This window comes from Devosia sp. Root685 (assembly GCF_001427875.1).
Taxonomy (GTDB): Bacteria; Pseudomonadota; Alphaproteobacteria; order Rhizobiales; family Devosiaceae; genus Devosia.
Genome location: NZ_LMHK01000001.1, coordinates 1,171,776 through 1,198,557, shown reverse-complemented (window position 1 = coordinate 1,198,557; position 26,782 = coordinate 1,171,776). Strand labels below are relative to the sequence as shown.

Sequence of the window (26,782 nt, the reverse complement as noted above, 5' to 3'; positions counted from 1 at the left end):
GAGTTCCCTATTCAGGCTTTAGGCGTTGGCGCGCAGGCGCTTGAGAAGAATTGGCAGTGCCAGCAGCAGCACGGCCAGGGTGAGGAGAATGGCCGAGAGTGGCGTCGAAACGAGAACCATCGGATTGCCCTGGCCGGCGGCCAACGCCGTCCGCAGCTGCGTTTCTGCCATCGGCCCGAGGATCAGCCCGATCAGCACCGGCGCGATGGGGAAGTCATAAACCCGCATCACGTAGCCGGCGAGGCCGACGACAAGCATGATGGTCAGGTCCATCCATGACCCCGCGAGGCCCCAGACGCCGATCATGGCAAAGACCAGAATGCCCGCATAAAGCTGCGGCCGCGGAATGCGCAGCAGCTGCACCCAGATCCCCACCAGTGGCAGGTTGAGCACCAGCAGCATCACATTGCCCACATAGAGCGAAGCTATTAGCCCCCAGATCAGCGCCGGATTGGACGTGAACAGGAACGGTCCCGGCTGCAGGCCATAATTCTGGAACGCCGCCAGCAGCACCGCCGCCGTCGCCGAAGTCGGCAGCCCCAGCGTCAGTAGCGGGACAAGAATACCGGCGGCGGCCGCGTTGTTCGCCGCTTCCGGCCCGGCCACACCCTCGATGGCGCCCTTGCCGAATTCTTCGGGATGCTTGGTCAGCTTCCGCTCCAGCGTATAGCTGAGCATGGTCGGAATTTCCGAACCACTGCCGGGCAGGGCCCCCATTGGGAACCCGATTGCCGTACCCCGCAGCCATGGCTTCCACGACCGTGCAAAATCTTGCTTGGTCATCCAGAGCTGGCCCTTGATCGGCGCCATCACGCCCGGCGTCGAGCGATATCGGCTGGCGACATAGAGGATTTCACCAACCGCGAAGAGCGACACCAGCACCACGGTCAACGCGATACCGCGTAACAGCTGCATATTCCCAAAAGTCAGGCGCGGCTGCCCCGTCATCGTATCGATGCCGATGACACCGATGGCGATGCCGAGGAACAGCGACACAAACCCGCGCGTACGCGACGTGCCCATAACCACGGCGACCGAACAGAACGCCAGCGCCGTAATGGCAAAATAGTCCGTCGGCTTGAAGTAGAACGCCAGTTCCGCAACGGCCGGTGCGGCAAAGGTCAGCGCCAGCGTCGCAATCGTGCCAGCCACGAACGACCCAATTGCCGCCGTCGCCAGCGCAGCCGCGCCGCGGCCCGCGCGGGCCATCTTGTTGCCCTCGAGCGCGGTCATCATCGACCCCGCTTCGCCCGGCGTGTTCAGCAAAATCGATGTCGTCGACCCGCCATACATCGCGCCATAGAGAATGCCGGCGAACATGATGAAGGCGGACGTCGGAGCGAGCGCCGTGGTCACCGGCAGCAGCAGCGCAATGGTCAGCGCCGGGCCGATGCCGGGCAAAATGCCGATAGCTGTGCCGAGCACCGAGCCGACCAGCGCCCACATGAGATTTGTCGGCTGCAGCGCCACGCTGAAGCCATGCAGCAGAAGCTCGAAAGTTTCCACGTTTTACACTCCCAGAGGCGGGAAGAACCGGCCCAGTTGCAGCCCGAGCTGCTTGAACAGGAACCAGGCGGCGCAGGCGAGCACGAGGCCGCAAATAAGGTCGAGCCACCAGCGGCGCGAGCCGAAGGCATTGGCGACCAGCATGAAGGATAGCGTCGCGGTAAACGGCATGCCGAGCGGCCCCATGGTGCCGATCGGCAAGGCGACGGCGACAAGGGCAGTCAAAAATGCCCGCTTATCCATCTTGGTCGCGCCGTCGGCGTCTTCCGCATCCTGCGCCTCAAAACTCTCGCCCCGCCAGATTTGCAGCACGAGAATGGCACCGAGAACGAGCAGCCCCGCGCCGGCAAGGGTGACGAAAAGCCCAGGGCCCACGGCGGCATAGCGCGCACCCTGCGGCAGCCCGAAGCCGGCATAGAGCCACACCGCGCCCATCGCCATCAGGCCCACGCCGATCCAGTAGGGTCTTGGCGAAGCGGGGGCAGCCGCCTGGCTGCCCCCTTCGGTCGTGTTGTTCCCGTCAGTTGACAAGGCCGGCGTCCTTGAGGATCTGGCCCTGACGTTCGGTTTCTTCGGCAATGAAGGCGCCGAATTCGTCACCGGCGAGGAAGTAGTCTTCCCAGCCCTGCGCCGCGAGAACGGCCTTCCACGCATCGCTCTGCGAGAGCTTGGTGAAGTTCTCGACCCACATGGCATAGTTGTCGTCCGGCGCGCCGGGAGCGGCCAGAATACCGCGCCAATTGGCCATCTCGACATCATAGCCGGCCTCGTGGAAGGTCGGCACGTCAGGCAGGTTAGGGCGGCGCTCGGCCGAAGTCACGCCAAGAAGCTTGATGCGACCCTGTTCGGCAAACTGGGCAAATTCGGACGTACCCGAAACGCCGGCCACCAGCGTGCCGTTGACGATAGCGGTAACGGTTTCAGCGCCCGAAGTCTGCGGAATATAGTTGAGATCGGCGACCGGAATGTCGCCGGCCTGGGCCAGCAGCGCGAGCGAGATATGGTCGACGCCACCGGCCGAACCGCCGCCGAGAGCTGCAGCGCCCGGATCGGCCTTGATGCCTGCAACGAGGTCGGCAAGCGTGTTGTACGGCGAGTCCGCCGCAACCGCGATCACCAGATATTCAGCGGTCAGGCGCGCAACGGGGCGGAATTCAGCCAGATTGATCGGCGAATTGTTGAGCTTGATCGCGCCCACGGTGATAGCGCCGAACACTGCCAGCGCATCGGGCTGACCAGTGGACGTGCCAAGAAATTCGGCGAGGCCCACGGTGCCGCCGGCGCCACCGGTATTGGTGAAATTGACGCCGCCGGTATAGATGCCGGCATCGTTAAGCGCCTGGAACGCCTGACGTCCCGTGCCGTCCCAGCCGCCGCCGGGATTGGCGGGCAGCATGACATTAACCTGAGCGCTGGCAGCGCCAGTGCCCAGGGCAGCCGTCATGGCCAGAGCCGCAAGCGTCTTCGAAAACTTCATTCTGATCCTCCCGAGCGCTCGTTTTGCGGCATCATGCCGTCTCTTCCCGTGGCGCTCAAAACTGTCGACAGATTATGCCCATAAACCTCACCACATTGATGATTGGGCGTCAATATCCTTAATTCTGCCGACAGAATATGGAAGTACGACCTTGGTCGGAGGCGCGGTGCGGGCAGGGCACATTCGCCGCGGCCGACCCTAGCTCCGCCAAAATTAGCGGATTTGCTCACGGCCTAGCTGCAACCGCCTCGGATTTGCTTTAGTGGGCCTTACCGCCCCGCCGCAGCGAGAGACGGGTTCGCGTCCGGGAGCCATCATGTTCGCCGAAATCCTCATCGTCATCATCATTGCCATCGGCATCACCGCCTTTGCCGAACGCAGCAATTTTCAGCCCGCTTTGCTGGTGGCCATTGTCGGCCTCGGTGCCTCGTTCATTCCCGGCCTGCACCGTCTTGAGCTTGAGCCTGAAATCATCCTCGGCATCGTGCTGCCGCCGCTGCTCTTTTCCGCGGCGTCCGATTTTTCCTTCACCAGCTTTGCCAAGCGCTTGGGCTCGATCGTCAATCTCGGCGTTTTTCTGGTCTTTGCCTCCGCTATTGCCGTGGCGTTGGTCGCGACCTGGACAGTGCCCGGCATGCCGATCGCCGCGGCCCTGGTTCTCGGCGCCATCGTCGCGCCGCCCGATGCGGTCACAGCCATCGCCATCGGCAGCAAGGCCGGATTGCCATCGGGCCTGATGACGGTGCTGAAGGGCGAAAGTCTCATCAATGACGCGGCCGCCCTGACCCTCCTCGCCGTGGCGGTGGCAAGTACGGCCGGCACCCATGCCTTCATTGACAACACCGCCCTCTATTTCCTCTACGCCGCGGTGGTGGGGGTGTTGCTGGGGCTCGTCATCGGCCAAGGCGCGCAATTCGCCCGCCGGCGCCTCGCCAATCCGTCCCTCGCCACCGTCATCTCGGTCATCGTGCCCTTCGCGGCCTATCTCGTGGCCGAAGAACTGCACGCTTCGGGCGTTCTTGCCGTCGTCGCCGCCGGCTTTGCCCTCGGCCATCACGGCACCCAGTCGGGGTACGAAGAGCGTATGCAGGAACGCCAGTTCTGGCGCACCATCGACACACTGCTCGAAACCTTCGTCTTTGCCTATATCGGCCTGCAACTGCGCTTTGTCATCGACGATGCCTTCGATGCGGGGCTCGATATCAGCGACCTGCTGCTTGCCGGCGTCGCCATTTTCCTCACCACAGTCGCCGTGCGTTTCGCCTGGGTCTTTGCGACGGCAATCCTGGCCCGGCGTCGCCACCGCGCCATCGTGCAAAGGCTCGCCGAGCCCCGCCGCCGGCCCGGGCGCCGTCCGCCTCCCACGCCGGAAACCCCGCTGACATGGAAGGAAAACGCGGTCCTCTCCTGGACCGGCATGCGCGGCGTCGTCACGCTTGCGGCCGCTGCCGGTATTCCCTTTATGACGGTCTCAGGCGATTCTTTCCCCTACCGCGAGGCCATCATCGCGCTGGCCTTCCTCGTCACCATCGCCACCCTTCTTGTCCAGGGAATCTCCCTGCCTTGGCTCATCGAACGCCTCAGCCTCGAAGATGCCGACGACAAGGCCTATGCCGAACGCCAGCATCAATTGGCGCGCCGCCTGGCGCATGAGGCCAATACCGACGCGCTGAAGGAATTCCGCCTTACCCACACCTCGCCCCGGTCCCAGCGTCTCGCTGACGCCATGGCCAAACGCGCCGATCGCTCCTCCGCCGAAGAGGAGCAGGAGGAGGCCGAGGAACGCGGGTGGGGCTTTGATCCCAAGGAGGCTTTCCAGCTTGGCCAACTGCTGCTCGACGCCCGCCGCCAACGGCTGATCGCCGCCCGCGATGCCCAGGAACTCGACGACATGGTGCTGCGCGAAGTGCTCGAACAGATGGACCTTGAACAGGCCCTCATGGATGGCATGACCAAGGGCGTAGCGCGGCTTTAGCGTGGAAAGACGTAGGCTTCGCTGTTGACGCTCAGCCGTACCGGATCGCCCGGCCGGAGGTCGAGCGAGGCCGGCACGTCCACCGAAAACGGTTCAGGCAAACCGCCATCCCGGCATTCGATTTCGAGCCGCCATTGCGCCCCGCGATAGGACCGATGCAGGACCCGCCCCAACGCTCCGTTGCCCTCTGCCGCCACCGTGATCTGCTCTGGTCGTACCAGCACATCGGCCCGCTCAGCATCATCCTGCAGCACCGGCACATCGCCGAGCGCCGTCTTGGCAACTCCGCCATGGATCACTGATGCCAGCACGATCGCCTCGCCGAGAAACCGCGCGGTCTCGATATCGGCCGGCCGCGCGTAAAGCCGCTGTGGCGGTCCCGCATCGGCTACGCGCCCGTCACGCATGACCACGAGATGATCGGCAAAAGCCAGGGCCTCGGCCTGGTCATGTGTCACCAGAATACTGGCGATACCGGCATCGCGCAGCACATCGCCGACCATGGTGCGCATAGTCTCGCGCAGACCCGTATCGAGCGCCGAAAACGGCTCATCGAGCAACATCAGGTCCGGCCGTTGTGCGAGCGCGCGCGCCAGCGCCACGCGTTGCTGCTGCCCGCCTGAAAGCTCGTGTGGGCGGCGATTGCGGAATTCAGCCGGAAGCCCGACTTGCTCGAGCAGTTCCTCCACCCGTCGAGACCGATCCGTGGCCTGCCGGGGAATGCCAAAGCCCACATTGTCGCCCACGCTCATATGCGGGAACAGCGCGCCCTCCTGCGCCACATAGGCGATATTGCGCCGGTGCGGCGGTATCCCCTCCAACTGTCGGCCATTAAGAGTGATCGTGCCCGCATCCGGCGCTTCAAAGCCGGCAATGAGCCGCAACAGCGTTGTCTTGCCCGAGCCCGAAGGCCCCACAATGACCGTGCGGCTTCCCGATGGCGCAAACAGACTGACCCCGCTCGCGCCCTTGTGGTCGCCATAGCTTTTGCTGATGCCCCAAAGTTCGAGCATGGTCAGGCTTGCTCCACGCGGTCGGATTGCATGTGCAGCATGATGACGAGGGGAATGGATAGAACGATCATCAGCAGCGCATAGGGCGCCGCCGAGGCGAAGTCGAGCTCGCTCGTATAAGACCAGAAGCGCATGGCCAGCGTCCGCGTGCCATTGGGCGCCAGCATCAGCGTCCCCGTCAGCTCCGTGGTGATCCCGAGCGCCACCAGCGCCGCGCTGGCCATGGCGCCTGGCGCAGCCAGCCGGACAGTCGTCTGCCAGATGGCCGCGATCGGCGGTCGCCCCAGGCTCGCCGCCGCCCGTTCCAGCTCCACCGGCGCCTGGGCGATGCTGGTTCGCAGCCCCACCAGCGCGCGCGGCAGAAACATCAGCACATAGGCAAAAATCAGCGTCGCCACCGTCTGATAAAGCGGCAGCGCCACCTGAACTGTTATGGTCACCAGTGCCAGCGCAATGATCACGCCGGGCAGGGCGCCGACATAGGAATGGCTGGCCTCGAGAATTTTCTGCACCCGTCCGGGCGCCCGCACCGAAAGCCAGGCCATGGGCACCGCCGCGAGCGTGGTAAGGATGGCCCCGGCCAGCGCCAGCATCGCCGTTTGCCCCAGCGCCGGCATGATAAAATCGAACCGCCAAATGACCGCGCCACCGCTCCACAGCCACCGCGCCAGCGTCAGCACCGGCACAGCCAGCGACAGCGCTGCGAAAATCAGCGGCAGCAACAGCGCCAGCAACCGCCACTTCCCAAGCGACAGTCTTCCCCGCCGCCGCGCCGCGCCAGCGCCGACGCGCGCATATCGCTCGGTCCCGCGCAGCCCCGTTTCCAGCCCCAACAGGCCAAGGCACAGCAACACCAGCACGCCGCCGAGCAGATTGGCCGAAGGCCCGCTATAGGCAGACTGGAACTGATCGACGATCGCCGTCGCAAACGTGTCGAACCGCGTCAGCACGAACAGGCCATATTCGGCCAGCAAATGCAGGCCGATCAACAGCGCGCCGCCCATGATCGCCAGCCGCAATTGCGGTAAAACGACCAGGAAAAACACGACCGCCGGCCGCTTGCCCATCGATTGCGCCGTCTCCTCCAGTGCCGGATCGAGCCGCCGCAATTGCGCAGCCACCGGCAGATAGAGAAACGGCAGATACGCAAGGATCGATACCAGCACCGCCGCCCCAAGCCCATGAAAGCGCGGCATGAAGGCATTCCAGGCATAGCTGTGCACAAAGGCCGGCAGCGCCAGCGGCGCGATCACCAGCCACGACCAAAGCTGTGCAAAGGGCAGGTCCGTCCGCTCGACCAGCCAGGCCAGCGCCACCGCCAACACTGCCGAGAGCGGCAGAACCAGCGCCATCAGCGTCAGCGTATTGACCAGCAGCCCACCAACCTTGGGTCGAAACACCAGATCGGCAATCGTGCCCCAGCCGCTCGTCGTCGCGATATAGACGACGAAACCCAGCGGCAGAAGGCTCAGCAGCCCCGTCAGGGTAGCGGCGCCCAAAATCACCGGATGGCTGATGCGGCCAGCCGCGCGACGCACTTTTGTCGCTTCTGCTGCCGCAAGATCGGCGGACACTGCCATGGGACTAGAGCAGCCCAGCCTCGGTCATCAACTCGGCAGCCTTCACCGTATCCAACTGCGTCGGATCGATCTCCGGGGCATCAAGACCTGCAAGCGGCGGCAGCGCTGCATTAGCTTCGTGATCGACGCCAACTGCATATTCGAACGACGTGCCATCGCGCAGCACGTCCTGCCCCTTGCCCGTCACGAACCGCAGGAAAGCCAGGGCCTCGTCCTTGTGCTGGCTCGACTTGAGCACACCACCACCAGAAATCGACACAAAGGCGCCGGGGTCCTGATTGCCAAAATAGTGCAGCTTGGTATTGCCGCTGCTTTCTTTGGTCCCAGCCTGATCGCCGAACCAGTAATAGTGATAGATCAGCGCCCCATCGACTTCGCCATTATTGGCCGCCGCCAGCGCCGCGCGATTACCGCGCACGATCACGGCGTTTTCCTGCATGCCTTCGAGCCATTTGAGCGTCGCCTCGTCGCCTTCGAGCACGAGATAAGCCGCGACGATCGCCTGAAAATCCGCGCCACTCGGCGAAGCCGCCCAGCGACCCTGCCACTTGGGCTCGGCCAGCTCGGCCATGGTTTTGGGCAGGTCACCCTCGCTCAGCCTGTCTGTATTGTAGGCAAACACCGTTGAGCGCGCTGCGATCCCGGTCCAATTGCCATCAGCCGGCCTGAACTGGGCCGGTACCTGGTCGAGAATGTCCTGGGGCAGGGGCTCGAACAGCCCAGCTTTGTCCACCAGCGCCATGCCGGGCGAATTCTCGGTCAGAAAAACATCGGCCGGCGAATTGGCGCCTTCCTGCAGGATCTGGTTGGCGACCTCAAGGTCCGACCCTTGCCGGATGATCACCGGAATGCCGGTCTCCTCCGTAAAGGCCGTAGCCCATTCCTGCGCCAGCGTTTCGTGCTGCGCATTATAGACCACGATCGGGCCTTCCTGCGCTGAAATGGGGTTGCTGAAACCCAGGGCGAGCAGCGCTCCGATCACGAGCGGCAATCTATCGGTCATTTCGCACACCGCGGCCCAGGGCCGCTTTTCTAAACTTGATGTGCCCTGTCTAATTTGAACCTAAGGCCATGTCCATCGGCAGTTGATTTACTAATGTGAGGGGCGTACTCACCTTTCCAGCTTTCACCCGGAGGAATGGCTGATGCTTTCTATTGGCAAGCGCACATTGCGCGGTCTCGCCCTAACACTCGCTCTCTCGGTCGCGCCCGTCGCCGCCTATGCGCAAGCGCCCAGTGACGCCGATGTGCTGGCGAACTACGCCAATATCGCGCTGGCCGGCTACGAAGATTCCCTGGCCACCGCCAAGGCCCTCGACGCCGCCATCGACGCGCTGATCGCCGGCCCCAGCGAAGCAACCCTCGCTGCTGCACGCGACGCCTGGAAGGCCGCCCGCATTCCCTATCAGCAGACTGAAGCCTTCCGTTTCGGCAATCCGATCGTCGATGAGTGGGAAGGCCGCGTAAACGCCTGGCCGCTCGATGAAGGCCTGATCGACTATGTCGATGCCGGCTACGGCACCGAAAGTGACAGCAACGCGCTCTATGTCGCCAATGTCATCGCCAATCCAAAGATCATCATCGACGGCACCGAAGTCGATGCTACGGACATCACCCCTGAACTCCTCCAGACCGAGCTTCAGGAAGCCGCCGGCGTCGAATCCAACGTCGCGACCGGCTATCACGCCATCGAATTTCTGCTCTGGGGCCAGGACCTCAACGGCACGGGCCCCGGCGCCGGTAACCGCCCCTTCACCGACTATTCGACCGCCGACCACGCCGACCGCCGCGCCGCCTACCTCAAGGCCGCCTCGACCCTTCTGGTCTCCGATCTCGAAGAAATGGTCGGCAACTGGACCGAAACCGGCGCCGCCCGCGCCGCGCTCCCCGAGCTTGGCCTCTCCGCCATTCTCACCGGCATGGGCTCACTCAGCTTCGGCGAACTCGCCGGCGAGCGCATGAAGCTCGGCCTTCTTCTCCACGATCCCGAAGAAGAGCACGACTGCTTCTCCGACAACACCCACATCTCCCACCTGCAGGACGCGCAGGGCATCGAGAACGTCTATCTCGGCAAATACACCCGCGTTGACGGCACCGTGATTGAAGGCCCCTCGCTTTCCGACGTCATCGCCGCCAAGGACGCCGCGCTCGACACCGAGATCAAGGGTCTCCTCGCCGATACCCTGAGCAAGATGCACGTTATGGCTGACCGCGCCGAAGCCGGCGAAGCCTATGACCAGCAGATCGGCGAAGGCAATGTCGAAGGCAATGCGGTGGTCCAGGCCGCCATCGACGGCCTCATCGCCCAGACCCGCGGCATCGAACGCGCCGTCGCGCTCCTCCAACTCGCCGATGTCACCATCGAGGACAGCGACTCGCTCTCCAATCCGGACGCTGTGTTCGAGTAAAATCCCGCTGCTCCAGTAGCCCTCATGGTGAGGTGCCCCGGGCTTGACCCGGGGCCTCGAACCACGAGGGCGTGGCGCTTTGCTCATCCCGGCACGTCCTCGTGGTTCGAGGCTGCGCTGCGCTTCGCACCTCACCATGAGGCCTACTTTGCGTCAGCTAAACGTGAAATGGTCTGGTTCCATCATGCAAGTCCGTCTCACTCTCGCGCTCATTGCCCTCCTCATGGGCGGCATGGTTTTCGCCCAGGATTTCGGCATCCGCACCGACGTAACTGGCGACGACCTCGCCCGGGTCCGCGCCGTCACCGCCCCCACGACCGACTTCACAAAACCCGAAAATTTCGAAACCAACCCCGCCGGCAAAGGCACGACCCGCCTCTCGGTCAACCAGGACTCCTTCAGCCATTTTCAGGACAACCTGAGTTTCGAGCAGGAAGAACAGTTCAAGCTCGGCAATGCGCTCTTCCGCAAAATTTGGGTCAGTTCCCCCAGCTCCACCCAGGCCTCCGATGGCCTCGGGCCCCTGTTCAATGCCCGCGGCTGCCAGAGCTGCCACATCAAGGACGGCCGCGGCCATCCGCCGTTCGAAGGCCAAGCCGAAAACGTCTCGATGTTCCTCCGCCTCTCGGTCCCGCCCAAGGAACCCGACACCCGCCTCGCCATGGACGGCGTTATCGCTGGCGAAGTCGGCGACCCCACCTATGGCACCCAGTTGCAGGATTTCGCCGTACCGGGCCTAGCCGCCGAAGGCCGCATGGTCATCGACTACACCGATCTTCCCGTGACCCTCGGCGATGGCACCGTGGTCACTCTCCGCGCCCCAAAATATTCCGTCGCCGATCTCGCCTACGGTCCGCTGGCCGACAACGTCATGCTCTCCCCCCGCCTCGCCAATCCCATGATCGGCCTCGGCCTCGTCGAAAACATCCCCGCCGAAGACATCCTCGCCAATGCCGACCCCGACGACACCAACAATGACGGCATTTCCGGCCGCCCCAATTGGACCGTCGCCCCCGAAACCAACACGGTCATGCTCGGCCGTTTCGGCTGGAAGGCTGGCATGGCCACCATCCGCAGCCAGTCCGCCGCCGCCTTTGCCGGCGACATCGGCATTTCAACCCCGCTGGTCAATCTTCCCCACGGCGATTGCACCGAAAACCAGCCCGAATGCCTCGCCATGCCCACAGGCGAACAAGCCCGCCTCGGCGTGAGCGAAGCCCCCGATCCCGTCCTCGATCTCGTCACCTTCTACGCCCAGACCCTCGGCGTCCCCGAACGCGTCGATGTCAAAAGCGCGCCCGTCCTCGCCGGCAAGGAAGCCTTTTACGCCGCCGGCTGCGCCAGCTGCCACGTGCCCAAATTCGTCACCAGCAAGACAGCCGAAAACCCCGCCCATCGCTTCCAGCTGATCTGGCCTTATGCCGATTTTCTGCTCCACGACATGGGCGAAGGCCTCGCCGATCACCGCCCCGAGGGCCAGGCTACCGGCACTGAATGGCGCACCCCGCCACTCTGGGGTCTCGGCTTCACCCAAACCGTTTCCGGCCATACATTCTTCCTCCATGATGGCCGCGCCCGAAACCTCACCGAAGCCATCCTCTGGCACGGCGGCGAAGCGCAGGCGTCGCGAGATGCCTTCGCCGCTATGACGGCCAAACAACGTGCCGATCTCCTGACCTTCCTGGGTGCCCTCTGATGCGCTTCTTTGCGACTATTCTGGCCGCGCTGCTTCTGATCACTCCGGTAAGTGCGCAGATCATTTCCCCCTCCGAAATGCTCCGCTCCAGCGTCACCAATGTCATCCGCCCCCAGACCAAAGCCTTCGCCATCCGCACTGCCGAGCTTTCAAAGGCCATGTACGTCCTCTGCGAAAACGGCGATCTGACCGGCGCTCAAGAGGCCTTCGCAACCGCCGCCACCGCCTATGGCCGCATAGAGTTCCTCCGCGTCGGCCCCCTCATGGAAGCCAACCGCGCCGACCGCATTCTCTTCTTCCCCGACCGCAAAGGCATCGGCCTCCGCCAGGTCCAGCAACTCCTCGCCGAAGCCGACCTCACCGCCGCCACCGTACCCGGCCTCCAGGCTAAGAGCGTCGCGCTCCAGGGTTTTGGCGCCCTCGAATTCGTCCTCTTCGGCACCGGCTTTGAAACCCTGACCACATCGGACGGCGCCTTCCGCTGCGTTTATGGCGCCGCAATCGCCAAAAACCTCGAAGAAATGGCCAGTGAAATCGCCGCCGGCTGGGCCGACCCCGAAGGCATCGCCCAGCGCCTGACCCAGCCCAATCCTGCCTATGCCGACTATCGCACCACCACCGAATCCCTCGAAGCCATTGTCGGCCTCGTCTCCCACGGCATCGAAGCGGTGCGCGATACCCGGATAAACCCCTTCATCGCCAAGGGCGACGGCAAGGCCCATCCGAAACTGGCCCTCTTCTGGCGCTCCAACCAGACCCTCCCCATGCTCCAAGCGAATATCCGCAGCTTGCGCTCGCTGGTCGAACTCTCCGGCGTCGTCACCGACCCCGCGCTTGCCGCCGAAATCACCGCTGCCTTCGATCGCGCCGAAACCGCCATCGCCGCCGTCACCTCGCCCGTCGACCAAGCCGTCACCGACCCCGTCCAAGCCGCCGCGCTCGCCGACCTCGTGACATCAACCCAAGACCTCCAGCGCCTCATCGGCGAAGACCTCTCCGCCACGCTCGGCCTCAGCGTCGGTTTTTCGTCATTGGATGGAGACTGACATGTGGCAGCGCCGCGCCTTCCTAAAATCCGCCGGCGCCGGTTTCCTCGCCAGCCTCGCCCCGCGCCAAATCCTCGCTCTCGAAACCAGTGACCTCGTCTTCGCCAGCTCCATCCAGACCGCAGCCGGCGCATATGGCGCCGTCCTCATGGGCGAACGCGGCGACGTCATCTCCACCATCGATCTCCCCGATCGCGGCCACGACATCACCATCAGCCGCGAAGCGGGCAGGGGCGTCGTCTTCGCCCGCCAGCCCGGTACCTTTGCGGTTATTTTCGATCCCTCAGGCCACGCCGCCCCGCAAACCCTCACCAGCGTGGAAGGCCGCCACTTCTTCGGTCACGGCGTCTTCTCCCCCGATGGCCGCCTTCTGTACGCCACCGAAAGCGATTTCGAAGCCGCCCAGGGCGTCATCGGCATCTACGACGCCGCTGATGGATTCCGCCGCATCGGCGAATTCCCCACCTACGGCACCGGCCCGCATGAAATGCTGCTCATGCCCGATGGAACAACCTTCGTCGTCGCCAATGGCGGCATCGAAACCCACCCCGATTACGGCCGCGCCGAACTCAACCTCGACACCATGGACCCCTCGGTCGTCTTCATCGACCGCCGTGACGGCACCTTGGTCGGCCAGCTACGCCTAGAAACCGGACTCCACCAACTCTCCATCCGCCACATGGCGGTGGATAGTAAGCACCGCGTCTGGTTCGGCTGCCAATATAAAGGCGCCCCGAGCGAAAGCCCTCAACTTGTCGGCTACGCGACCATGGACGGGGAAATCCGCCTCATCGAACTTCCCACCGACACGCTTCGCGATCTCCGCAACTATGTCGGCTCCGTCGCCGCCTCCGCCGATGGCAACACCATCGCCGTCTCCTCCCCCGAAGGCGACCTTCTCGTCGCCATCGACGCCGAACAAAAACGCCCCGTCCTCGTCGAAACCCTCCGCAACGGGTGCGGCCTCGCCGCTGATCACACAGGCTTCATCGCCACCAGCGGCAAGGGCGAAATGATCGGCATTGCCGGGGCCGAACGGCCCCAGCAGCAGTTCGATTTCCTCTTCGACAACCACATGCTGCGGCTGAGTTAGTTTTTATCTGTCGATACGCGCCTGATGCATCGCAGAATATCGATCGCCCTGAATGGCGATGCCTGACACGGCCGCTTCGATCTCCGCCAATTCCTGCGCGCTGAGTTCGACCTCGGTCGCCCCGATATTCTCCTCAAGCCGGCTCACCTTGGTCGTGCCCGGAATAGGCGCCATCCACGGCTTCTGCGCCAGCACCCAGGCAAGCGCCAGTTGCGCCGGGGTGATCTTCTTATCCCCCGCAATGCGCGTCACCGTCTCGACCAGCGCCTGATTGGCAATCCGGCTATCCCTATCGAAGCGCGGCACGGTATTGCGGAAATCCTTCTCGCCAAAGGTGGTGTTGGCGTCGATCGTGCCGGTGAGAAACCCTTTGCCGAGCGGACTGAAGGGCACGAAGCCGATACCAAGCTCTTCCAGCACCGGAATGATTTGCGCTTCCGGCTCCCGCCACATCAGCGAATATTCGCTCTGCAGCGCCGCCACCGGCAGCACGGCATTGGCTCGGCGGATATTGGCAACGCCGGCTTCCGACATACCAAAGTGCTTGACCTTGCCCTCGGCGATCAGGTCCTTCACCGTCCCGGCAACGTCTTCCATCGGCACCTTGTGGTCCACGCGGTGCTGATAGAGCAAGTCGATATAGTCCGTCCGCAGCCGCCGAAGCGAACCCTCCACTGCCTGCCGAATGCGCTCGGGGCTACTGTCCGGCGCGCCGCCGCCTTCGATGTCGAAACCAAACTTTGTGGCAATCACCACCTGATTGCGGATCGGCTCCAGCGCCTCCCCGACGACTTCCTCGTTCTTGTACGGGCCATAGACCTCCGCCGTATCGAAGAAGGTAATCCCGCGCTCAAAAGCGGCCCGGATCAGCTTAATGCCCTCCGCCGTCTCCAGCGGCACGCCATAAGATTGGCTGATGCCCATGCAGCCAAGACCGATCGCCGAAACTTCCAGACCACCTTTGCCAAGAATACGCGTCTTCATTTTGGTTCCTCCAAAAGGCCATGCGGCATATCGGCGGCCCGCGCATCGCCAGCCACCTTCCACCAACAGCATAGGCCTTCCCGGTCCCGCGATAATCCACAAAAATGCACCAGACCTTGTGAGCAGAATTCATGAATGGTCCGCCATGTGGAAGGGTGAGACGGCCTGTCCACAGCGGACGTTTGTCATTGCAAACGCTATTCTATTCTACCAATCTGCCGTTCGAACCCTGCCTCCCACGATGCCGCGAACACCAAGCCAGTTTCACCGATGACCACACTCGACGCCGTTCTCGCCCAAGCCGACCAGCAACTCGACGCCAGCCTCGAACGCCTGTTCGAGTTGATCCGCATCCCCTCCGTTTCGACCGAGCCCCAATATGCCGCCGATTGCCGCCGCGCCGCCGAATGGCTGCGCGATGAACTCACCGGCCTCGGCTTCGACGCCACGGTGCGCGACACGGCAGGCCACCCCATGGTCGTCGGCCACGGCCCGGCCAGGCCCGGCCCCCATGTGCTCTTTTACGGCCATTACGACGTGCAGCCGGTTGATCCCCTGGCCCTCTGGAATACGCCGCCCTTCGAACCCTCCCTCGTCCCCCAGCCCGATGGCGAAACTTTTATTACCGGCCGCGGGGCCTCCGACGACAAAGGGCAGCTACTCACCTTCATCGAAGCCTGCCGCGCCTGGAAAACCGTCACCGGCAGCCTCCCCATCCGCATTTCCATGCTGTTCGAAGGCGAGGAAGAAGCCGGCTCCCCCTCCCTCGGGCCATTCCTCGCCGCCAATGCCGATGATCTCCGCGCCGACACCATCCTCGTCTGCGACACCGATATGTGGGATCGCGAAACCCCGGCAATCACCACCATGTGGCGCGGTTTCGTCTCCGAGGAATTCGAGGTGACGACCGCCGACCGCGATCTCCATTCCGGCATGTTCGGCAGCGCCGCCCGCAATGCCGTGCAGCTTATTTCCACCATTATCGGCCAGCTGCGCAGCGAAGACGGCAGCGTCGCCATTCCCGGATTCTACGACGGCGCCGCCGAATTCCCCGCCGCCAACAAGGCCGAATGGGAACGTCTGCCCTTCGACGCCGAAAAATTCCTCGGCGATATCGGCCTCTCCATTCCCGCCGGCGAAAAAGACCGCTCCGTCCTCGAACAGGTCTGGGCCCGCCCGACGGCAGAAGTCCACGGCGTCTGGGGCGGCTATTCCGGAGACGGTTTCAAGACCGTCATCCCGGCCAAGGCCGGCGCCAAGATTTCCTTCCGCCTCGTCGACGGTCAGGACCCCAACCGCATCCGCGAAATTTTTCGCGATTTCGTCCGCGCCCGCATTCCCGCCGACTGTTCGGTCACCTTCAAGGCCTACGGTACCGCCGCCGCCCAATCCATGCCGCTCGATGGCGTCCTGCTCAACAAGGCCAAGCACGCCCTGACCGAAGAATGGCGGCGCGAAACCGCACTCGCTGGCACCGGCGGCTCCATTCCCATCCTCGGCGAATTCAAGGAACGCCTCGGCATGGACAGCCTCCTCATCGGCTTTGCCCGCTTCGACAACCGCATCCACAGCCCCAACGAAAAATACGACCTCTCCAGCTTCCATAAGGGCATTCGCTCCTGGGTGCGCATCCTCCACGCTTTCTCGAAGGCCTGAACCATGGCGATAACCCGCTTTTCCGTGTCCCCGCTCCACACCCAGATCACCAACCTCGCCGCCGTCGCCGGGGGCAGGGCGCCTGCCGATCTCGTCATCACCGGCGCCCGCATGCTCTCGACCTATTCCGAGCGCATCTCTACCGACAAGGAAATCTGGCTCTCCGGCGGCCGCATCGCCGCCGTCAAACCTGCGGGCTCCTACAAATCCGCCCCGGCCCCCAAAGCCCTCTACGACGCCAAGGGCGGCATCATCGCCCCCGGCCTCGTCGATCCCCATATCCACATCGAAAGTTCGATGGTCACCGCCTGCGCCTATGCCGAGGCGGCCCTCCTAAACGGCACCACCACGATCTTCTGCGACAGCCACGAAATCGGCAATGTCATGGACGTGGCCGGCGTCGAGGCCATGCTCGAAGACGCCCGCCTCGCCCCGCTCTCGATCTTCCTCACCGTCCCGTCGACCGTCCCCGCGACCTCGCCCGAACTCGAAACCGCCGGCGGTGACCTCACTCCCGAAAAGATCGGCGCCCTCTTCGACAAGTGGCCCGAAGCCGTCGCCCTCGGCGAAAAAATGGATTTTGTGCCCGTCGCCATGGGCGATCCGCGCAGTCACGCCATCATCGCCGAGGCCCTCAAGCGCGGCCGTCCCGTCTCCGGCCACATCTATGGCCGCGAATTCGTCGCTCCCTACGCGGCGGCCGGCGTCACCGACACGCATGAAGCCATCGACCGCGACATCTCCGACGATTTCGTCGATGCCGGCATCTGGGTCTTCCTCCGTGGCGGCAATCCGGCCACGCCCTGGAATTCCATCGTCGAAGCCATCAAGCCGATCACCGAACTCGGCGCCAGCCACAAGCGCTACTGCGTCTGCACCGACGATCGCGACGCCGACGATCTCCTCAGCTTCGGCCTCGATTGGGTCGTTCGCGAAGCCATCCGCTGCGGCGTCAAACCCGAACAGGCCTGGTCCATGGGCTCGCTCCACGGCGCCACCCGCTTCGGCATGGGCGATGAAATCGGCGGCCTCGGCGGCGGCCGCCGTGCCGATCTCGTCCTCCTCGACGATGACCTGAAGCCGGTCAACACCTGGTACGGCGGCGCGCTGATGGTCGAAGACCGCAAGGTCACCCCCTTGCTCGAAGACACGCTCAACCAGCGCTACCGCTACCCCGACGCGGCCTACAGCACCGTTCACCTGCCCAAATCGATCAAGCTCGTCCCCGATCTGCCGAGCGGCGCCGTCACCGCCAATGCCATCGGCATCGAAATGCCCGGCATCATCCTGCCGCACCGCAAGATCGACATCGCCCCCGCCAATGACTGGGAAACCATCCTCGAACGCGACAATCTCAGCTTCGTCACCGTCATCGAGCGCCACGGCAAGTCCAATGGCGGCATCGCCTATGGCCTCCTCCATGATTTCGGCATCAAGAACGGCGCCGTCGGCTCCAGCGTCGGCCACGACAGCCACAACATCATCCTCGCCGGCACCAACGAAGCCGACATGCAGCTCGCCCTCAAAACCATCGAAGCCGCCAATGGCGGCATCGCCGTGGTCGAAAACGGCAAGGTGCTGGCCTTCGTCGCCCTTCCGGTCGCCGGCCTCATGTCCGACAAGCGCGTCCACGAAGTCGCCGCCGAAAACCAGGCGCTGAAAAAGGCCTGGCAGCAGGTCGGTTGCACCATTCCCTATATGGGCTTCAACCTCATCCCGCTCTCGGTCATCCCGGAAATCCGCATCACCGACAAGGGTTTGGTAAAGGTGCCTGAAATGACCCTGGCGCCGCTCTTCGACTGAAAGGCAAAGCCATGAAAACCTCGGCCAATCACCGCGTCTTCTCCATCAGCGTCGCAAGCGTTTATCCGCACTACATCACCAAGGCGGAAAAGAAGGGGCGCACCAAGGCCGAGGTCGACGAGCTCATCTGCTGGCTGACCGGGCACAGCCAGCAGACCCTCGACGAGGAACTGGAAAAGAAGACGACCTTCCAAGATTTCTTCGCCCATGCCCCGCACCTGAATCCGTCGCGGTCCCTCATCAAGGGCGTCGTCTGCGGCATTCGCGTGGAAGACATCGAAGATCCCCTGATGCGCGAACTTCGCTATCTCGACAAAATCATCGACGAACTGGCCAAGGGCAAGGCGATGGAAAAGATCAAGCGAAGTTGAGCCGGCTCGCGTCCCTCTGAACATCCCCACCCTCGGTTGTCACCCCGGCGAAGGCCGGGGCCCATCTTGAGATCTCGGGATGGGCCCGGGGTCATGCCCGGGGTGAGAGTCGGTGGGGGCGGGTGTGCATCTGGTGATGACGTAAGCCCCATGGCCGCCCCTAGCCCGAGAGGCTGCCCACCGTATTGATCGCGAAAGCCAGAATGCCGAGATTGAAGAGGAATGCCGCAACCCCATGGGCCAGCGCGATCCGGCGCATATTGGCCCCCTCGATCACGGCATCCGAGGTCTGGAAGGTCATGCCCAGGGTAAAGCTGAAATAGAGGAAGTCCCAATAGTTAGGCGTCGCACCACCGGGGAAGTTCAGCCCTGCCCAATCCCGCCCCTCCCGCTGCTGGTAGTAGAGATGGGCATAGTGGAAGGCAAAAACGGTGTTGGCGAACACCCAGGCCAGCACCAGCGAACCCAGGATCAGCGGCACCTCGATCCAGTATGCGTTCGAGTGCGCTATCAGCGTTCCCACCGCGATAAGCACGACAAGCAAAACCAGAAGCGTGATCGCCAGCAGGCCAACGCGATTGGCATCGTTCGCCGCTGACGTCGAGCGCATCATCGCCACATCGTCGTTCAGCAGAGGCAAAGCCGAAGCGAGAAAAACCAGCGTTGCCACGTCGAAACTGGCCAGAACGCCGATCTGCGGTTCGATCCCGGCCAGCACTGTCAGAAGCAGCAGCAGCACGAGGATTGCGGCGAACAGCACGAAGCGCGGTGGCGCAACGCGATGCCCGAGTATTTTCACGAGCCGGGTAGGCAAAGCGGGCGTCTCCTCGTCGAGGCCATGTGCGCTTCCACACGCAAATCGCCCTTTGTGTTCATTCTCGGAAAAATCAGGGTTGCGTCAAAACACCTGTTTGTCTATGTCTCCGCGCAGTCGGGGCGTAGCGCAGCTTGGTAGCGCATTTGTCTGGGGGACAAAGGGTCGCAGGTTCAAATCCTGTCGCTCCGACCATTTCACCAAAAGTTCGAATGCATGGCCGCGATCACATCGCGGCCTTTTTGCATTTAGACCAGCATTTGCGCGCGGCGCGCCGAAACGCGGTGCTCGTTGGCGATGGCGGTCGAAAGCCCCCAGACCATCCCGATCAACAAAAAGAAATGCCGCCAGTGGTCGGAGTCGATGATGGCAGACTCGGCAACGACCATCGTGAACGTCGCCATGACCGGTATCGCCATCAGCCGATAGGGGGAAGGGCGCAGCAGCATGACCGTGCCTTTCCAGAGCGTGGCGATAACAAGCAAATAGTAGAGCAGTCCGCCGCCCCAGCCATAAACGTGAACGACGGTGATGTAGACGTTGTGCGGCTCTTCGATGATGCGGAGGTTGCGGAACTCGCCCGGCCCAATCCCCCAGGGATTATCCAGCGCCAGTTCCAGCGCATAGCCCTGCCGCCCGAACCGCCCCGTTTCGCCCGTATCGTAGTTCTGCGAGGACGCGCGCAGCTCGAAGAAATTGGCAACCGCTGGCACGGACAACAGCCCGCCCAACGCCACAACCAGCATGCCCGCCCCGATCAGGGTCATGAGAAGGATGCGCACCTTGTCCCGCGCCCCCGCTTCGAGCAGGAAAACCAGTACAAGCGTGATCAGCGAGGACGCCGCAAAATGCCCCCAGCCGCCGCGCGAGAAGCTGACGAACACCCCGACGAACAGCACGAAAAACACTCCCGCCGCAATCAGCGCCTGCCAGCCGCGCCCCAGCAAAACCCGCTGCAGCGCAAACATCGCCGGTAGCACCAGAAACGGCGCATAGACGTTCGGGTCCTTGAATGTCGCCTTGGCACGGTCATAGCGGAGGAACAGATCCGCGCCCGGCATGAGCCGCAGATAGGCCAGCGTCCCGATGATGGCGAGGATCACTGCAATCACCGTATAGGCGCGCACAATCACCCGCATGCGCCTCTCGGTGGATTCGGCGAGATAGTTGGCGACGAAGTAACTCGTCAGCATCAAGAAGATCGTCACCGCCGTGAAGATCAGCGCCTCGCTGATCGGGGTAAACCGCACCTGCATGGCCGCAATCAGCGCAAAGGGCGTGAAGCACAGCATGATCGCCAGCAGCCCGAATGTCGAGCGATAGAGCCCGATGCCGGCCATGATCGCCACCGGCAGCACCGCCAGAAACATCACCTCATAGGGCGATGGCTCGATCAGCACGACACCGCCGGCAAAAATCCACAGTGCCACCACGCCATCGAGCAGCTTTAGCGCCCGCTGGCGGACGAAATCAGCGCCGGCCCACTTCGATCCGAGCGCGGCATCGAATGTGCCGGAGACGCTCAATAGGCGTTCTCGCTCTTGGCTATCAGGGAAACCGGCGTCATCAGCACGATGTAGAGATCGAGCAGCAGGCTCCAGTTCTCGATATAGTAGAGATCGTGATTTACGCGCTGCATGATCTTGTCGATCGTATCGGTCTCGCCGCGCCAGCCATGGATTTGCGCCCAGCCGGTCATGCCCGGCTTGACGCGATGCCGTGCGAAATAACCTTCCACGGCCTCATAATAAAGCTGGTTGGCGGCCTTGGCCTGCAGCGCATGCGGCCGCGGTCCCACCACCGATAGTTCGCCCTTCAACACATTGAAAAGCTGCGGCAATTCATCGATGGACGTCTTGCGGATGAATTTGCCCACGCGCGTCACGCGCGGATCGCCCTTGGTCACGAGCTTGGTCGCACCCGCATCGAGCATATCGGTCCGCATCGAGCGGAATTTGTAGATGCGGATCAGCTGGTTGTTGAACCCATGCCGGTTCTGCACGAAGAAAACCGGCCCCTTGCTCTCAAGCTTGATGGCAATGGCAGTCGCAATCATGATCGGCGACAGAAGGATCAGCGCCGTGATCGCCACGAGCTTGTCGAACACCCACTTGAAGACAAGGTTCCAGTCCGAAATCGGCCGGTCGGCCATGTCCAGCACTGGCACGCCGCCGACATACGAGTATGCCCGGTCGGTGAATTTCAGTTTGCTCATATGCGCCGAGAGCCGGATATCCACCGGCAGCACCCAGAGCTGGGTGAGCATATCGAGCACGCGCTTTTCGGCTGAAAGCGGCATTGAAACGATCACCAGGTCTACCGGCGTCACCCGTGCAAATTCGATCAGGCTCGACACTTTTCCGAGCTTTGCCAGCCCCGCCACCGAGTCAGGCGAACGCTCGTCATAGCGATCGTCGAACAGCCCCAGCAGTTCGATATCCTTGTCGGCGCCATTGGTGATCTGCTCGATAAGAACTTCCGCATCGCGCCCGCCGCCAACGATGACGGTGCGGCGCTTGAGGCGCCCGAGATCGGTCCAGCGCTGCACGAGGAAACGCAGTCCCAGCCGGTAAACGATCAGCAGCGCCGCGCCCGAGAGGAACCAGCTGAGGAGCCAGACGCGCGAAACCATATCGCCCGCCTTGAAAAAGAAGATCGCGGCGGTCACCACCGCCATCACGGTCAGCCATACCGCGAGCACGCGCCCAAACTGCCCGACCACGCGCCGGTAGGTGGTGATACGGTGCGCCCGCAACAGGTTGAGGCCGATATTGGTCGCTAGGCACGCCCCCAGCGTCACGAGCAGGTAAAAACCTTCCTGACCGCGCTCGACATAGGCAGCATGAATTCCATAGCCAAGAATGGCCAGCAGCACACCTTCGACAACCTGCGCCACGCCCACAATGATGGTGCCCGAATAGGTGCGCTCTACCGGCCGGCCGGCAATTTCGGTGGCTGCAGCGGAAAGAGTTTGTTCGGCGCCATCCCCATCGGGCTGACGCGCGGCATGGTCCGCAATGGCCTGTTTAGGATCGACACGAAACATCGCACGCTACCGGAAAACTCACTCACGCTCGGCCGGATGATGCGCGCAATGCGTTTATATCAGGTGAAGCGGGTCCTTAGCCTTTTCCCTGCACGTCCCGGTAGAGCGCCTCGATTCGCCCGACCATCGTCGCCAGCGAGAACTCGGTCGCCACCCGTTTCAGGCGCACCTGCATCTCCGCCCGCGCCACCTCCGGCCGGTCGAGAGTAGCCTGCATTGCGGCCGCCAGCGCTTCGGCATCGCCCGGCTGCACCAGCGTTTCCGCCGTCCCGGCAAAAATCTCCGGAATGCCGCCAACATCGGTCGTCACGACCGGCAACTGCGCCGCCGTCGCCTCCAGCACCACATAGGGCAGGGACTCCGCCAGCGATGGCAGCACCGCGACCCGACCTTGTGCAAAAACCGCCCGCGCCGGCTGCGACCCAACCAACCTCACCCGCCCCGTAAGCGATAGCGCCGCGATCCGCTCTTCCAGCTCCGTCCGCTGCGGACCATCGCCCGCCATCACCAGCGTAGCCGGTGTTCCATCCGTCCGCCTCAGCCCCACCATGGCCTCGACCAGCGGAAAAATCCCCTTCAGCTCCCGCAATTCCCCGACAAACACAAAGTCCGCCGCGTCCTCGGCGATGACAACCGGCTCGAACTCACCGGCATCGAGCCCGTTATAAATGATCTCCGTCCGGCAGGTTGGCGGCGTGATCAACCGGCTATAGGTGTCCCGGGCAAAGTTGCTCTCGAAAATGATCGCCCCGGTTTCCCCGAGCAGGCGCCGCTCCAGCCAATGAAACGCCTTGCCGCTGCTGGATCGCGCCGAAAAGTGCAGCACCCCGCCATGGGGGGTATAAAATGCCACCGGCCGCTTGCGCCCGATATGGGCCAGACGAGCATAAAAGCCCCCCTTCGCCCCATGGCCATGGAGAATATCCACCGACAGTTCCCGCGCCAATTTGCGCACGGCAAAGGGCGTCGAAAGATCGCCGCGTCCCAAAACGCGCGGCATCGGCATCGCATGCACACCAAGATCGGCAAATTCCCTGATCGCATCGAGCCGCCGCTCGGTCTGTGCATCGCTGGACAATGAATCAACGATCAGCCCGACACTATGCCCACGCGCACTTAGCCCGCGCGTCAAATCCGCGACGTGCCGAAACAGCCCGCCTACGGGCGCGCGCATGACCTGCAAGATGCGCAGGGGCCGCTCCATTCCGCTTAGAACCAGCGTTCGGAAATGACGATCGTGTCACCGGGATAGATGGGGAAGTCGAGGTCGGCCGGGCCGCGGACCATTTCATTGCCCTGGCGACGATAGACCGTCACCTGGTTACGATCCGCCGTTTCCGTATAGCCACCGGCTGTGCTGATGGCAGCACGCACGGTCATGTTCGGAACATAGGAGAATTGCCCGGACGTCCGCACCGCGCCCTGGATGAAGAAGGGTCGGTATTCGGCCACTTCCATTGCTACATTGGGGTTGCGCAGATAGCCATTGGCGAGAGCCCCGGCGATGCGCGAAGCCGCAACGCTGGTGGTCTGTCCGCGCACCTGCACCTGACCCACGAGCGGGAAGGCGATCGCCCCGCTATCGCTGACCCGGTAGGTATTGCTCAGCTCTTGGTCGCCATAAACCGACACGCGTACCACATCGCCCGTGTCGAGCGTATAGGGGCCGGTCGGCTCGACGAAATAGCTTCCCGGCCGCGTCGTGGCGCAGCCCGCAAGCGGTATCATCAATGTGAAGGCGAGAATGGGCAGCCAGCGCATGGTCAATCCGCGCGTTTTGAGTGACCCCCAGCATTCCCTGTCATGGTTAAGATTTTGCTTATGCCGGACAAGCTTGCTCCGAATTTGCTGCGGCGATTAACCGATTTTTGACCACGAAAGCCCAATAGTGCTTCTGCATGATGAGGATTTGCCGTGAGCGACTATGCCCCGACAATGCGCGATGCGCGAATTGACGTGACTGCGGTGCTTGCCGCGGTCGGCAGGCGCCTGCCGCGCATTATCATCGTCACCTTGCTGGTTCTTGCGGCCGCGTTCCTCGTCCTCACCATGCTGCCGCGGCTCTATGAATCCTCGGCCTCGATCCTCGTCGAGCCGCGCTCCAATGTTTATACGCGCTCGGCCAACGAGCAGGCGCCATCAAGCACATCGGGCGATGCCAGCGTCGTTTCCAGCCAGATCGAACTGATAAAGTCGCGCGACACGCTCCTCGGCGTCATCGACAAGCTCGATCTGCGCTCAAAACCCGAATTCAACGGCAGCCAATCCGGCTTCTCTCCGCTCGGCGTCGTCATGCAGCTCCTTGGCCGCGGCTCGACCCCCATCAGCGTGGACGAACGCGTCATCAATACGCTTTACGATCGCATGACGGTGATCCAGCAGCGCGACTCGCGCATCATTTCCATTCTGGTGCGCTCGACCGACCCGCAGCTGGCCGCCGACATCGCCAATGCCGTGGCCGAAGCGCATGTCGCGCGCCGCGCCCAGCTTTCGCTTTCCGACACCGCCGAAGCCTCCGATTGGCTCCGCCAGGAAATCGAGCGCCTCCGCACCGTTGTGAGCAGTGCCGAAGCTGCCGTAGCAAAATATCGCGTCGATAACGATCTCTACGTCGGCGCCAACAATACGAGCCTGCTCGATCAGCAGCTCTCGACTATCACGACCCAGATCACGTCCGCTCAGGAGCGCAAGAACACGGCGCAGTCGCGTGCATCGGTCATTCGTGGCCTCCTCGAACGCGGTCAGCCCATCGAAAGCGTCGCCGACGCCCGCAATTCGGCCGTCGTGCAGCAGTTGAGCCAGGAAAAAGCCCGCCTTCAAGGCCAGCTTGCCCAGCTTTCCGCCACGCTCCTGTCGAACCACCCCAGTATTCGGGCCCTCAATGCCCAGATCGCCGAACTCGACAACCGTATCAACCAAGAGGGCTATCGCGTCGCCTCGGCCCTCGAAGCCGAAGCTCAGGTCGAAGCCGATCTTGAAGCCTCGCTTCAGGCCGACCTCAGCCGTTTCAAGCAAACCGCCTCGACGGCCACGCAAGATACCGTCGCCCTCGATAGCCTGCAGCGCGAGGCCAAGGCGCAGCGCGACCTGCTCGAAGCCTATCTCCTGCGCTATAATGAAGCCTCGTCCCGCGCCGATGCCGGCTCTGCGCTGCCCGACGTGCGCGTCGTCACCGAAGCCGCGCCCTCCGTCACGCCCGCTTTCCCGAAAACCGCGCTGATCCTTGCCGGTGTCGGCATCGTCACCTTCGCCGTGCAGTTCGGCGCTGTCGTCTTTGGCGAACTCATGTCCGGCCGCGCCCTAAGCCCCATCGAGCCCTATGCCTGGGAACGTCCCAGCCGCCAGGAACCTGCCGTCGTCACGCAGCCAGAACCCGTCGCTCCGCTTTATGAGGAGGAACCGGCTTACGCCGAAGCCCCCCCTTACGATGAGCCCCTGGCCGATGAAGTCGAACCAGAGCCTCTTTACGAAGAGCCCGCTCGACCAGCCGCCTTCGCCTATGTCGAACCCGATCCGGCCCAGGCCGCTTCGGACAGCGCCCGCCGTCTCCTCCAGGAACTGGCCGACCGCCGCACCCAGCGCGACGCCGCCCGCGCTGCCATGGAATCCGCCCCGGCGCCAAGCCCGGTCGCCGTCACGCCCATTCGCCCCCAGTCACCCCGCCAGGTCACCGGCATGGTGCGCTACGCCGATCTCGCTGCCGACCTTGTCCTCGGCAAGACCCACCTGTTGCTGCTTGCCGATCACGGCAACCGCGAACCCGCGCGCCGCATGGCCGACGCACTCGCCGCCGATGCCCTCGCCAAAGGCCTCAGCGTCGTGCTGGTCGATGCCGGTAGCGGCCGCACCGGCGACGCGCCGGGCCTCTCCGATCTCAGCACCGGCCAGGCCGGCTTCGGCGATGTCGTCCAAAAGTCCGCCGACCAGAGCTTTGCCGAAGTGGCCTGGGGGCAGGGCGATAGCGTGGACCGTACCTCCGCCAAGCCCTCCATCCTCATCGAAGCGCTCGGCGATATCTACGAAGTCGTGATCGTCCTCACCGGCCGCGTCGGCGGTCGCTCAACCCTGCCGGTCTTCGCCGATCTCAGCGGCCGCATCGTGCTCGTCACCAGCGAAGACGAAGACGCCGAAACCGCCGAAACCCTCCGCCGCCAACTCCTCGAAGCCGGCCTGCCCCGCGTAGAAATCTCGGCCCTGGAAGACGCCGTTGCGGCCTGACGCGATTGTCCTGGGCCTTCCCAATAGCTCGAGTAGCCCAGTGGTCCCAGTAGCCACAGTGGCTCGAGTAGCCCCAGTAGTCCTCATGGTGAGGTG

General features: G+C 63.3%; 21 protein-coding genes and 1 tRNA gene. 10 read left to right on the top strand and 12 right to left on the bottom strand.

Annotated features, from left to right (window positions below):
• Positions 1-18: 18 nt before the first annotated feature.
• From ASD83_RS05750 to ASD83_RS05740, 3 genes are read right to left on the bottom strand one after another with little or no spacing between them, the layout of a single operon-like run.
• The gene (locus tag ASD83_RS05750; protein ID WP_056308758.1) at positions 19-1,506 is read right to left on the bottom strand and encodes a tripartite tricarboxylate transporter permease; all 1,488 of its coding nucleotides are present in this window, start codon (positions 1,504-1,506) and stop codon (positions 19-21) included.
• Between the two features lie 3 nt (positions 1,507-1,509).
• Entirely contained in the window at positions 1,510-2,037 is a 528-nt protein-coding gene (locus ASD83_RS05745; protein ID WP_244489112.1) for a tripartite tricarboxylate transporter TctB family protein, read from the bottom strand.
• A complete protein-coding gene (locus tag ASD83_RS05740; RefSeq protein WP_056308753.1) occupies positions 2,027-2,983 on the bottom strand; it encodes a tripartite tricarboxylate transporter substrate binding protein in 957 nt (318 codons plus the stop codon). Before ASD83_RS05740 ends, ASD83_RS05745 begins: the two co-directional genes overlap by 11 nt.
• 316 nt (positions 2,984-3,299) lie before the next feature.
• On the opposite strand from ASD83_RS05740, the gene ASD83_RS05735 reads away from it, so the two are divergent.
• On the top strand, positions 3,300-4,958 hold the full coding sequence (locus tag ASD83_RS05735; protein WP_056308751.1) for a Na+/H+ antiporter: 1,659 nt from the start codon (positions 3,300-3,302) through the stop codon (positions 4,956-4,958).
• Here ASD83_RS05735 and ASD83_RS05730 read toward each other — a convergent pair.
• The 3 genes from ASD83_RS05730 to ASD83_RS05720 are packed head-to-tail and all read right to left on the bottom strand — an operon-like array spanning position 4,955 to position 8,554.
• Positions 4,955-5,977, bottom strand: coding sequence for an ABC transporter ATP-binding protein (locus tag ASD83_RS05730; protein ID WP_056309908.1), 1,023 nt, complete (start codon positions 5,975-5,977; stop codon positions 4,955-4,957). The two genes, ASD83_RS05735 and ASD83_RS05730, sit on opposite strands and share 4 nt — an antisense overlap.
• Complete coding sequence (locus ASD83_RS05725) at positions 5,974-7,551, bottom strand: ABC transporter permease (RefSeq protein WP_056308750.1); 1,578 nt, start codon at positions 7,549-7,551, stop codon at positions 5,974-5,976. Before ASD83_RS05725 ends, ASD83_RS05730 begins: the two co-directional genes overlap by 4 nt.
• A 4-nt stretch (positions 7,552-7,555) precedes the next feature.
• Positions 7,556-8,554 (bottom strand): iron ABC transporter substrate-binding protein, encoded by a 999-nt coding sequence (locus ASD83_RS05720; RefSeq protein WP_056308748.1) that lies wholly within the window; start codon positions 8,552-8,554, stop codon positions 7,556-7,558.
• Positions 8,555-8,705: 151 nt separating this feature from the next.
• On the opposite strand from ASD83_RS05720, the gene ASD83_RS05715 reads away from it, so the two are divergent.
• The 4 genes from ASD83_RS05715 (at position 8,706) to ASD83_RS05700 (ending at position 13,794) form a co-directional block, all read left to right on the top strand.
• Positions 8,706-9,959, top strand: coding sequence for an imelysin family protein (locus ASD83_RS05715; RefSeq protein WP_413813488.1), 1,254 nt, complete (start codon positions 8,706-8,708; stop codon positions 9,957-9,959).
• A gap of 184 nt (positions 9,960-10,143) precedes the next feature.
• On the top strand, positions 10,144-11,655 hold the full coding sequence (locus ASD83_RS05710; protein WP_056308745.1) for a di-heme oxidoredictase family protein: 1,512 nt from the start codon (positions 10,144-10,146) through the stop codon (positions 11,653-11,655).
• Positions 11,655-12,701, top strand: coding sequence for an imelysin family protein (locus ASD83_RS05705; protein WP_056308743.1), 1,047 nt, complete (start codon positions 11,655-11,657; stop codon positions 12,699-12,701). Before ASD83_RS05710 ends, ASD83_RS05705 begins: the two co-directional genes overlap by 1 nt.
• Before the next feature lies 1 nt (position 12,702).
• Positions 12,703-13,794, top strand: coding sequence for a DUF1513 domain-containing protein (locus ASD83_RS05700; protein WP_244489111.1), 1,092 nt, complete (start codon positions 12,703-12,705; stop codon positions 13,792-13,794).
• Positions 13,795-13,797: 3 nt separating this feature from the next.
• Here the strand turns inward: ASD83_RS05700 and ASD83_RS05695 are convergent, their stop codons facing one another.
• Positions 13,798-14,778, bottom strand: coding sequence for an aldo/keto reductase (locus tag ASD83_RS05695; RefSeq protein WP_056308739.1), 981 nt, complete (start codon positions 14,776-14,778; stop codon positions 13,798-13,800).
• Between the two features lie 270 nt (positions 14,779-15,048).
• Here ASD83_RS05695 and ASD83_RS05690 point away from each other — a divergent pair, with 270 nt between their 5' ends.
• Genes ASD83_RS05690 through ASD83_RS05680 form a run of 3 tightly spaced genes read left to right on the top strand, consistent with a single transcriptional unit; the run spans position 15,049 to position 18,608 of the window.
• A complete protein-coding gene (locus ASD83_RS05690; RefSeq protein ID WP_056308737.1) occupies positions 15,049-16,434 on the top strand; it encodes a M20/M25/M40 family metallo-hydrolase in 1,386 nt (461 codons plus the stop codon).
• Between the two features lie 3 nt (positions 16,435-16,437).
• Positions 16,438-18,237 carry an adenine deaminase C-terminal domain-containing protein gene (locus ASD83_RS05685; protein ID WP_056308735.1) on the top strand — a complete coding sequence of 600 codons (1,800 nt, stop codon included), beginning with the start codon at positions 16,438-16,440 and terminating at the stop codon, positions 18,235-18,237.
• A gap of 11 nt (positions 18,238-18,248) precedes the next feature.
• Positions 18,249-18,608 carry a DUF2200 domain-containing protein gene (locus tag ASD83_RS05680; protein WP_056308733.1) on the top strand — a complete coding sequence of 120 codons (360 nt, stop codon included), beginning with the start codon at positions 18,249-18,251 and terminating at the stop codon, positions 18,606-18,608.
• A 160-nt stretch (positions 18,609-18,768) separates the two neighbouring features.
• Here ASD83_RS05680 and ASD83_RS05675 read toward each other — a convergent pair whose 3' ends face one another.
• A complete protein-coding gene (locus tag ASD83_RS05675; RefSeq protein WP_056308731.1) occupies positions 18,769-19,422 on the bottom strand; it encodes a DUF1345 domain-containing protein in 654 nt (217 codons plus the stop codon).
• 118 nt (positions 19,423-19,540) lie between these two features.
• Between ASD83_RS05675 and ASD83_RS05670 the strand changes: the two genes are divergently transcribed.
• A tRNA-Pro gene (locus ASD83_RS05670) sits at positions 19,541-19,617 on the top strand.
• A gap of 53 nt (positions 19,618-19,670) precedes the next feature.
• Here ASD83_RS05670 and ASD83_RS05665 read toward each other — a convergent pair.
• The 4 genes from ASD83_RS05665 to ASD83_RS05650 all read right to left on the bottom strand — a co-directional run bounded on the left by ASD83_RS05665 (position 19,671) and on the right by ASD83_RS05650 (position 24,229).
• Positions 19,671-20,948, bottom strand: a complete 1,278-nt coding sequence (locus tag ASD83_RS05665) for an O-antigen ligase family protein (protein ID WP_056308729.1) — start codon at positions 20,946-20,948, stop codon at positions 19,671-19,673.
• Positions 20,945-22,468, bottom strand: coding sequence for an undecaprenyl-phosphate glucose phosphotransferase (locus tag ASD83_RS05660; protein ID WP_056308727.1), 1,524 nt, complete (start codon positions 22,466-22,468; stop codon positions 20,945-20,947). Before ASD83_RS05660 ends, ASD83_RS05665 begins: the two co-directional genes overlap by 4 nt.
• Before the next feature lie 76 nt (positions 22,469-22,544).
• Positions 22,545-23,642, bottom strand: coding sequence for a glycosyltransferase (locus ASD83_RS05655; protein ID WP_162249126.1), 1,098 nt, complete (start codon positions 23,640-23,642; stop codon positions 22,545-22,547).
• Positions 23,643-23,677: 35 nt separating this feature from the next.
• The gene (locus tag ASD83_RS05650) at positions 23,678-24,229 is read right to left on the bottom strand and encodes a polysaccharide biosynthesis/export family protein (RefSeq protein ID WP_056308724.1); all 552 of its coding nucleotides are present in this window, start codon (positions 24,227-24,229) and stop codon (positions 23,678-23,680) included.
• Between the two features lie 153 nt (positions 24,230-24,382).
• Between ASD83_RS05650 and ASD83_RS05645 the strand changes: the two genes are divergently transcribed.
• The gene (locus ASD83_RS05645) at positions 24,383-26,686 is read left to right on the top strand and encodes a GumC family protein (protein ID WP_156385768.1); all 2,304 of its coding nucleotides are present in this window, start codon (positions 24,383-24,385) and stop codon (positions 26,684-26,686) included.
• Positions 26,687-26,782 lie beyond the last annotated feature (96 nt).